This window comes from Actinoplanes sp. NPDC048791 (assembly GCF_040650095.1).
Lineage (GTDB): Bacteria > Actinomycetota > Actinomycetes > Mycobacteriales > Micromonosporaceae > Actinoplanes.
Genome location: NZ_JBEZGQ010000292.1, coordinates 1 through 8,624, shown reverse-complemented (window position 1 = coordinate 8,624; position 8,624 = coordinate 1). Strand labels below are relative to the sequence as shown.

General features: G+C 70.2%; 6 protein-coding genes. 2 read left to right on the top strand and 4 right to left on the bottom strand.

Annotated features, from left to right (window positions below; translation table 11 throughout):
* The coding region (locus AB0C29_RS21510; protein WP_360822684.1) for a GH92 family glycosyl hydrolase at positions 1 to 2,516 on the bottom strand (2,516 nt) is incomplete at its 3' end.
* A 116-nt stretch (positions 2,517 to 2,632) separates the two neighbouring features.
* Here AB0C29_RS21510 and AB0C29_RS21505 point away from each other — a divergent pair.
* Positions 2,633 to 5,875: a GH92 family glycosyl hydrolase gene (locus tag AB0C29_RS21505; RefSeq protein WP_360822681.1), complete on the top strand. Its 3,243-nt coding sequence runs from the start codon at positions 2,633 to 2,635 to the stop codon at positions 5,873 to 5,875.
* On the opposite strand, the gene AB0C29_RS21500 is transcribed toward AB0C29_RS21505, so the two are convergent.
* The 3 genes from AB0C29_RS21500 to AB0C29_RS21490 all read right to left on the bottom strand — a co-directional run bounded on the left by AB0C29_RS21500 (position 5,817) and on the right by AB0C29_RS21490 (position 7,912).
* On the bottom strand, positions 5,817 to 6,959 hold the full coding sequence (locus tag AB0C29_RS21500; protein ID WP_360822678.1) for a CinY protein: 1,143 nt from the start codon (positions 6,957 to 6,959) through the stop codon (positions 5,817 to 5,819). The genes AB0C29_RS21505 and AB0C29_RS21500 overlap by 59 nt on opposite strands.
* Positions 6,960 to 7,048: 89 nt before the next feature.
* Entirely contained in the window at positions 7,049 to 7,456 is a 408-nt protein-coding gene (locus tag AB0C29_RS21495) for an SHOCT domain-containing protein (protein ID WP_360822675.1), read from the bottom strand.
* A 108-nt stretch (positions 7,457 to 7,564) separates the two neighbouring features.
* Positions 7,565 to 7,912 carry a hypothetical protein gene (locus AB0C29_RS21490; protein WP_360822672.1) on the bottom strand — a complete coding sequence of 116 codons (348 nt, stop codon included), beginning with the start codon at positions 7,910 to 7,912 and terminating at the stop codon, positions 7,565 to 7,567.
* Positions 7,913 to 8,099: 187 nt separating this feature from the next.
* Here AB0C29_RS21490 and AB0C29_RS21485 point away from each other — a divergent pair, with 187 nt between their 5' ends.
* Complete coding sequence (locus AB0C29_RS21485) at positions 8,100 to 8,597, top strand: DUF6069 family protein (RefSeq protein ID WP_360822670.1); 498 nt, start codon at positions 8,100 to 8,102, stop codon at positions 8,595 to 8,597.
* Positions 8,598 to 8,624: the final 27 nt, after the last annotated feature.

The window sequence follows — 8,624 nt, the reverse complement described above, 5'->3', positions numbered from 1 at the left end:
GTCACGCCGGCCCAGCTCACCGGGCCGGCCGCCGGCAGCAGGGCCGCGTCGTAGCTCCAGCCGCCGCCGTCGAAGTTGCCCTCGCCGGTTGCCGCGGTGGTGGCGGTGCCGTCCGTGTTGCGGGCTGAGGTGACGTCGATGCCGCACTGGGTGCCGGAGGTCAGCAGGCATGCCGGGCTGTTCACCGACGGCGGCTGGTCGGACGCGGCTGTGCCCCATCCCGACGCCGCCGGGCCGACGGTGTGGGCGATGGTGCCGCCGCGGGCGATGGTTGCCCAGGTGAGCCAGTTCGCGTTGTGCGCGCGGCCGTTGACCTGGACGGACTGGACGTAGCGGCGGGTGTCGCTGACGTCCGGCGCGGTGATCGTCAGGGTGCCGCCCTGGTCGGTGTGGCTGCCGATCCGCACGGTGGCCGACGGGAACTGGGGGCTGCTCACGGTCAGGAAGTTGGCGCCGCTCATGGTCGGGTAGAGGCCCAGGGACGAGAAGACGTACCAGGCGCTCATCGTGCCCAGGTCGTCGTTGCCGGTCATGCCGTCGGGGCCGGTGGTGAAGAGCGTCATCGCGGCGCGGACCACGGTGGCGGTCTTGGCCGGGGCGCCGGCCCAGTGATACAGGTACGGGGCCAGCAGGTCCGGTTCGTTGTTGGGGTTGTACGTCGCCTTGCCGTAGTAGTCGTACGGCGCGGTGATCCAGTCCGTACGCGCGGTCCCGGCCGGGTCGTTCAGCAGTTCCGGGTACGCGAAGAAGTCGTCCAGCCGCTTCTCGGTGGCCGGCCGTCCGCCCATCAGCGACACCAGGCCGGCCGGGTCCTGCGGCACCAGCCACTGGTACTGGTACGCCCCGCCCTCGTGGAACTGGTGCCCGGCGTCGACCGGGTTGTACGGCGTGACCCACGCGCCCGAGGTGGTGCGCGGCCGGAAGTGCTTGATCGAGGCGTCCCACAGGTTGTGGTACCACTGTCCGCGGGTGGCGAGCGTCCGGGCGTCGTCGGTGCGGCCCAGCGCGGTGGCCATCAACGCCAGCGAGGCGTCGGCGGCCGCGTACTCCAAGGTGGCCGAGGCGGGGTGGACGCAGTCGTTGTCGCCGCCCTGGTGGGCGCAGTCCGTGCCCACCGTCAGCCCGGACGGGACGTAGCCGCGGTCGCTGTAGTAGCCGTTCCCGCTGCGCCCGTTGTACGGCGAGCCGGCCGGTGGCCGCCCCAGCGCATTGGTCCGCAGCAGGGTGTACGCCTCCTGCTCGTACCCGGCCAGCAGGCCCTTGGACCAGGCCTCGACCAGGAACGGGGTGACCGGGTCACCGGTCATGATGTTGGTCTCGCTGTTGGCCAGCGCCCAGCGCGGCAGCCAGCCACCGTCACGTCCGATCGCCACCACGGACAGCGCCACGTCGCGGGCGACCTGCGGCGTCAGCATCTCGAGCAGCTGGTTCTGCGGTCGGTAGGTGTCCCACAACGAGAAGTTCTGGTACGGCGTGTAGCCGCTCGCCGTGTGCACCTTGTCGTCGAAGCCCACGTACCGGCCGTCGACATCGCCGGCCACGTTGGGATGCAGCAGGGAGTGGTACAGCGCGGTGTAGAAGGCGCTCTGCCGGTCGGCCGTCCCGCCGGAGATCCGTACGGCGTCGAGCTGCTGCACCCAGGCGGCGCGCAGGGCGGTCCGGGTCGCGGCGAAGTCGTACGAGCTGCCGGTCTCGGCCGTGAGGTTCTTCCGCGCGCCGTCCACTCCGGTGTAGGACAGTCCCACCTTCACCACGACGTCGCGGTCGGTGTTGGCGTCGAAGGTGACCCAGGCGCCGTTACCGCCCGCGCCGCCCGCGTCCCGGCTGCCCGGGCTGCGGGTCGAGTCGCGCCAGGTCCCGTACGAGGCGAAGGGCCGGTCGAAGCTGGCGGTGAAGTAGACGGTGTGGTCGTCCTTACCGGCACAGAAGTTGCCGGCGCGGACCCGGCCCTCGACGGTCCGGTCGCCGACGACGTGGATCTCGGAGTCGAAGACGTTCTGGTTGGCCTTGCCGGTGTTGAACAGGACGTTGGCCGCGCCGGTGGCCGGGAAGGTGTACTTCTGCCAGCCGGTGCGCGCGGTGGCGGTCAGCTCGGCGTTCACGCCGTACTTGGACAGGCCGACCTGGTAGTAGCCGGGCGTGGCCTGTTCGTCGGCGTGGCTGTACGCCGAGCGGTAGACGTTCGGATCGACGCTGCTGACGGCGCCGGTGGTCGGCATGATCGGCAGTTCGCCCGCGACGCCGCAGCCGACCCCGGACAGGTGGGTCTGGCTGAAGCCGTAGATGGAGTTCTGCTGGTAGTCGTAGCCGCCCTGGCCGCCGGTGTCCGGGCTGACCTGCACCATGCCGAAGGGCGCGCTGGCGCCGGGGAAGGTGTTGCCGAAGTTCTGCGTGCCGACGAACGGGTGCACCAGCTCGACCGGCTCGGCGGCGGCCTCGGCGGCGGTGCCGCCGGCGACCAGCGTGGCGGCGGTCAGCAGGGCGGCGGCAGCCAGCCGGGGGAGTCGCGATGCCACGAGGGTTGCCTCCGGATCAACGGCGGAAAAAGATGGTGACATCGTTGTCACACGAAGTTAAATGAGTCAATATCTTGGGCAGGACTTCCCGCCTGAGTGGAATGCAGGTCGCCTTCATGAAGCAGAGATTCCTCGCCTGTCTGTCCACCGCGGTGCTGGTCGCCGGTGGAGTGGTCGCCCCCGCGCTACCGGCCTCGGCCGCTCCGGGCGACTTCGTCACCGGGTTCGAGTCCGGCGATCCCCAGCCGACCTGGCAGAACAGCGTCGAGAGCAGCGCCGGCATCGGCGGCTACTGCTGCGCGCTCACCGGCATGGAGAGCGCGCCGCGCACCGAGACCGCGCACACCGGCTCGGCGGCGCTGATGTACTCGGGCAACGACACGAGCGCGACCTCGTCGTACTCGTACAACCGGGTCTTCGATGTCGATCTGCCGGTCACGGCGGCGACCACCCTGTCCTACTGGGTCTATCCGCAGTCCGGCGGGCACCTCGACGTCGCGGTCGACCTCGTCTTCACCGACGGCACCGCGCTGCGCGACTCCGGCGCCGTCGACCAGCGTGGCGTCCGGGTGCACCCCGCCTTCCAGGGCAACGGCTCCGGCCTCGCCTTCGACCAGTGGAACTTCGTCACCTCGCGGATCGGGGACAACGTCGCCGGCAAGACGGTCGACCGCATCCTCATCGCCTACGACCAGCCGCTCAACACCGGCACTTTCCGCGGCTACTTCGACGACATCGCGATCCAGGCCGGTGGCGCCCCGAGCCGGCTGTCCGACCTGGTCGACACCCGGCGCGGGTCGAACTCCAGCGGCAGCTACTCGCGCGGCAACACGTTCCCCGGCACGACCGTCCCGAACGGCTTCAACTTCTGGACCCCGATCACCAACGGCAACAGCGACAGCTGGCTGTACGAGTACAAGGCCACCACCGTGCAGGGCTTCGGGATCAGTCACGAGCCCAGCCCGTGGATCGGTGACTACGGCCAGCTCCAGGTGATGCCCATGACCGGCGGCGTCAAGTCCACTCCGGACGCGCGCAAGTCGACCTTCAAGCACAGCAACGAGGTGGCCCGGGCGCATTACTACAAGACCCAGCTCGACACGTACGGGATCACCGCGGAGATCGCGCCGACCGACCATGCCGGCGCCCTGCGGTTCACCTACCCGTCCGCCGCCGAGTCGGTGCTCCTGTTCGACACCGTCGACAGTGCCGGCGGCTCGATCAACGTCGACACCGCCGCCCGCGTCATCTCCGGCTACGTCGACCACAAGGGTCAGCGGATGTACTTCTCCGGCGCCGTCGACAAGGCCATCGCGGCCACCGGCACCGTCAGCGGGCAGGGGGCGACCACCTGGATCCGCTTCGCGACCACGGCCGGCGAGAAGGTCAACCTCCGGATGGCGACCTCCTTCATCAGCGTGGCCCAGGCCGCGAGCAACCTGAGCCAGGAGATCGGCGGCAAGGCCTTCGACACCGTACGCGAGGAAGCCGCGGCCACCTGGGACACCGCACTGAGCAGGGCCCGCATCGAGGGGGCGACCGACGATCGGATGGTCACCTTCTACTCCAACCTGTACCGCGCGTTCATGTACCCGAACAACCGCTCCGAAATGGTCGGCGGGGTCCGCAGGTACCACAGCCCCTACGACAACGCGGTGCACGACGGGCAGATGTACGTCAACAACGGCTTCTGGGACACCGCTCGCGCGGTCTGGCCGCTGTACTCGCTGCTCACCCCGACGCGGACCGGCGAGATGCTCGACGGGGTCGTCAACGCGTACAAGAACGGGGGCTGGACGCCGCGCTGGACCGGCCCCGGCTACATCGACATCATGGTCGGCACCAACCAGGACCTGGCCTTCGCCGACGCGTACGCCAAGGGGGTGCGCAACTTCGACTACCGGGCCGCGTACGCCTCGATGGTCAAGAACGCCAGCGTCTACTCCAGCTCCGGCTCCCGGGGCCGCAAGGGCGTCGAGGTCTCCACCTTCAAGCGGTACGTGCCGACCGACGTCCGCGGGGAGTCGGCCTCCTGGACCCTGGAGGACGCCAACAACAACTTCGGCATCGCGCAGCTCGGCCGGGCGCTGGGCTTCACCGAGGACGCCGACTACTTCCAGAACCGGGCGCTGGACTACGCCAACCTGTACTCCTCGTCGGTCGGCTTCTACCGCGGCAAGCAGAAGTCGGGCGCCTGGCGGACCGCCGACTCGGCGTTCAAGCCCAACGAGTGGGGTTGCGAGTTCACCGAGGGCGCGCCGTGGCACTACGCCACCCCGGCCCCGCAGGACCCGCAGGGCATGGCCAACCTGTACGGCGGCCGGGCCCAGCTCGCCGCCAAGATCGACTCGGTCTTCGCGGCGTCCCGGGACTTCCTGCCCGGCTGCTACGGCGGCACGATCCACGAGATGACCGAGGCCTACGACACCAACATGGGCCAGTACGCGCACTCCAACGAGCCCATCCACCACATGCTCTACATGTACAACTACGCCGGCACCCCGGCGAAGACCCAGACCCGCGTCCGCGACGTGCTCACCAAGCTGTACGACTCGGGCGCCGGCACCGGCAACGGTTACCTCGGCGACGAGGACAACGGCCAGATGTCGGCCTGGTACGTCTTCAGCGCCCTCGGCTTCTACCCGGCCCGGATGGGCAGCACCGACTACACCATCGGCGCGCCGCTGCATCCCAAGGCGACCGTCACGCTGGAGGACGGCAAGACGTTCACGGTCACCGCGCCCGGGGTGAGCGACACCAACCGCTACATCCAGAGCGCCACCCTCAACGGGGTCGCGTACACCAAGAACTACCTCACCCACGCCGACCTGATCGCCGGCGGCACCCTCACCTTCACCATGGGCCCGTCCCCGTCGTCCTGGGGCACCGGGGCGAGCGACATCCCGGCCTCGATCACCACCGGCAGCGCGGCGCCGCGACCGCTGGCCGACAAGGCCACCGGTGGGACGCTCACCGCCAGCGGCGAGAACGGCACCGCCGAGGGCCGGGCGAGCCTGGTCGACGACACCTCGATGACCAAGTGGCTGACCTTCCAGAACACCGCGACCCTGGAATACCGCTTCGCCGGCACCGGCACCGCGGCGGTCCGGCAGTACACCCTCACCTCAGCCGACGACAGCCCGCAAAGGGACCCGAAGAGCTGGACCCTGCAGGGCTCGGCGGACGGCACGACCTGGGTCACCCTCGACACCCGCAGCAACCTGGACTTCAGCGACCGGCGCCAGACCCGCGCCTTCGTCGTCGCCGGCACCGCCGCCTACCCCCGCTACCGGTTGCAGATCACCGCGAACCACGGCGCGGCCGAGACCCAGCTGGCCGAATGGGAGCTGCTCGGCTGACCGTCCGCAAGCGCCGCCTCAGCACGACGACCACCGCGAGGACGGTCCCGGTGAGGAGCACGACTACGGCGACCCGGTTCCGGTACGGATCGCCGCAGTCGTGCACCGGGTCGTCGTGGGTGAGCGCACAGATCATGCGCGCGCCTCGGTCGTCGCCGTACCGGGAGGTCAGTTCGGCCCGGAAGTCCCGCCACTGCCGGCGGCTCTCGGCGATCGCCCCGGCCACCGCGTCCGCGAAGTTGTCAGCGGTCCGGCCGCGTGGCGTTGCCGGCTCGGTGGCCCGGCCGTCGACCGGGTCGATCAGGCCCCGGTCCTTGTTGAGCGCGGCGTGGGTGACCCGCGACTGGCACGCGCTGACGCCGGGCACCTGGTCCTGCAGCACGTAGCAACCGGTGGTGAAGTCGTCCGGTGGCCGCACATCCGTCGCGCCGCGCAGGTCGAGCAGCGGGCTGGGGCCGGGCCGGTGCAGTCCCGGTGGGTTGTCCGCGCCGAGGGGGCGGGCCGGGTCGGCCCGGTCCGTCCAGTTGCTGTGCGCGTAGAAGTCCTGCACGCCGTGCAGCACCCGCCCGAACGCCTCCGTGGTGCGGCACTTGGCGCGGGTCTCGTCGCGTTCCTTCGGGTTGCATTCCGGGCTGACCGCGACCTCCTGCGGGATCACCTCGCCCCGGTCGTCGAGCAGGTTCTTCGCGCTGTCCAGGCCTTCCCGGAATTGTGCGCGCAGGTGTTCGACACAGTTCCGCAATGAGGCGACCGCCGTGTCGCGGGTATGCGGATAGCTGCCGGCCAGGTAGTCGGCGTCGTCGCAGTGTGCGGCCGGGTCGGTCATCTCATCACTGTCGGGGGCGCCGACCGCGCCGAACTCGCGGTCGTGGCCGGCCAGGTAGTCCATGGTCGCGGGCTGGAAGCAGGCTCGGTCCCGGTTCGTGCACGCGAGAGCAGCGCGCGTGATGCGCTCGTGCTCACGGTGCTGACCGCCGCTGTCGATCGTGCCGAAGGCGACGGCCGGCGCCGGTGTGATCCAGGCCAGGGGAAGCGCCACCAGCAGAAGTGCGGACAGCAGGAGGCAGCCCGGCCGCAAGCTCATCTCAGGAGGCTCACGGCCGGGGCTTCGGGTGGCGGTGCCCGGATGCCGAGGCATCCGGGGCACCGGCCGCTCGTCCGGTGGTGGCCGGGTCAGGCCACCGGGGATTTCCCCAGCGCGTCGGCCTTGAGCCGCTCGAACTCATCGGTGGTGATCGTCCCGGCGTCGAGCAGCGCCTTGGCCTCGGTGATCTGCTGGGTGGGGGTGCGCGCACCGGTGGGCGCGGCCACCGATCTGATGTAGTCCTCCTGCCTGCGCTGCATACCCTCGTGCGCCTCCAGGGCGCGCTCGTTCATGCTGCTGCCGCGCGCGATCAGATAGACCAGCATGCCGAGGATCGGCAGGATGATGAGGAAGAGTGTCCAGAAGGTCTTCGCCACGCCGCCGAGGTCCTTGCTGCGGAACAGGTCGCCGAAGACCCAGAACAAGCCCATGAACCAGGCGAAGAAGATGAAGAACTCCAGTGTGGCCAGCAGAAACGACCCGTTGTCGTCGAACACGGAACTGCCCTCCCGGGACCTGGTGATGCGTGGTCCCCAGTGCATCGCGCCGGCCGGCGCCGGGCCTCATCCCGGGAGGACGAACAATCGCCTCGTGGCAGCCGGCCGTCAGCCGCCGTGTATGTCGTAACTGTGGGTCCCGGGGTGCCCCTCCGGCAGCAGGCACTCGTCCAGGTAGGGGTCATCCAGATCGCGGCCGTCGCAGAGGTCGATCTGGCGCAGCTCCCGCGCCTGGCTGGCCCAGCAGAGCCACCACCACAGCTGGTCCCCGTCGGACAGGGTCGCGAGAGCGATGTGGCTGCCGTCGTGTCCGGCGGTGATCTCGCAGGGCAGCGCGGCGCCCGGGGTCGGAATGTCCGCGGAGAGAACGCGCAGCTCGGCTGCTTCCGCCGCGGTGAGCTTGGTCGTGGACGCGCAATGCACCGATTCGAGCAGTTGTGAGCGGACTCTGGTCATCGGGCCACCACCTCAGGCAGTCACCGTGCCGGACTCGGCGGCGTTTTCCCTCCGGTCGCAACAGTTAAACCTTCACGTTACCGGCGCGCCGGTGAGCGGTGCGCATCTCACCCATGCCGGATGACGACCGGGACGGCGCCCGCGGCGATCCTCGAAGCGGCATCGTGCGCTAGCCCAGGAGGAACCGATGACGGGTATGAATGCACCGATCGATCCCCGGCCCAGTCCCACGGTCAACGCGGGGAAACTCTGGGCGGGCGGGGCCGCCACGGCGGCGGTGGCCGCGCTGATCGCGGTCGCGGGGATCCTGCTGGGCCGGGGCCTGTTCGGCATCGACGTGCTGGCCCCCAAGGGGCAGGGAACGTGGGGTGACGCCTCCACCGGGTGGTACGCGCTCGGCGCGGCGCTCGCCGCGCTCGTGGCTGCCGGGCTCCTGCACGTGCTGCTGCTGACGACCCCGCGGCCGATGCGGTTCTTCGGCTGGGTGATCGCGCTGGCCACCGCGGTGGCCATGCTGGCGCCGTTCGTCACGGACGCCAGCCTGGGCGCGCGGATGTACAGCGCCGGGCTCAACTTCGTCCTGGGCGTGGCCATCGGGTCGTTGATCGCCGGCACCGGCAAGTCCGCCCTCGTGCCGGTGGCGGTGCGGCCGGTCACGCGGCCGTACCCGGGCCCGTACCGGTGAGCCCGGCGTAGCCCGGCCCCGGTCACC

Bases quoted from the DNA above. Each gene is read 5' to 3' on its own strand.
- AB0C29_RS21505 (WP_360822681.1), top strand. From the start codon at position 2,633: ATGAAGCAGAGATTCCTCGCCTGTCTGTCCACCGCGGTGCTGGTCGCC.
- AB0C29_RS21500 (WP_360822678.1), bottom strand. From the start codon at position 6,959: ATGAGCTTGCGGCCGGGCTGCCTCCTGCTGTCCGCACTTCTGCTGGTG.
- AB0C29_RS21490 (WP_360822672.1), bottom strand. From the start codon at position 7,912: ATGACCAGAGTCCGCTCACAACTGCTCGAATCGGTGCATTGCGCGTCC.
- AB0C29_RS21485 (WP_360822670.1), top strand. From the start codon at position 8,100: ATGACGGGTATGAATGCACCGATCGATCCCCGGCCCAGTCCCACGGTC.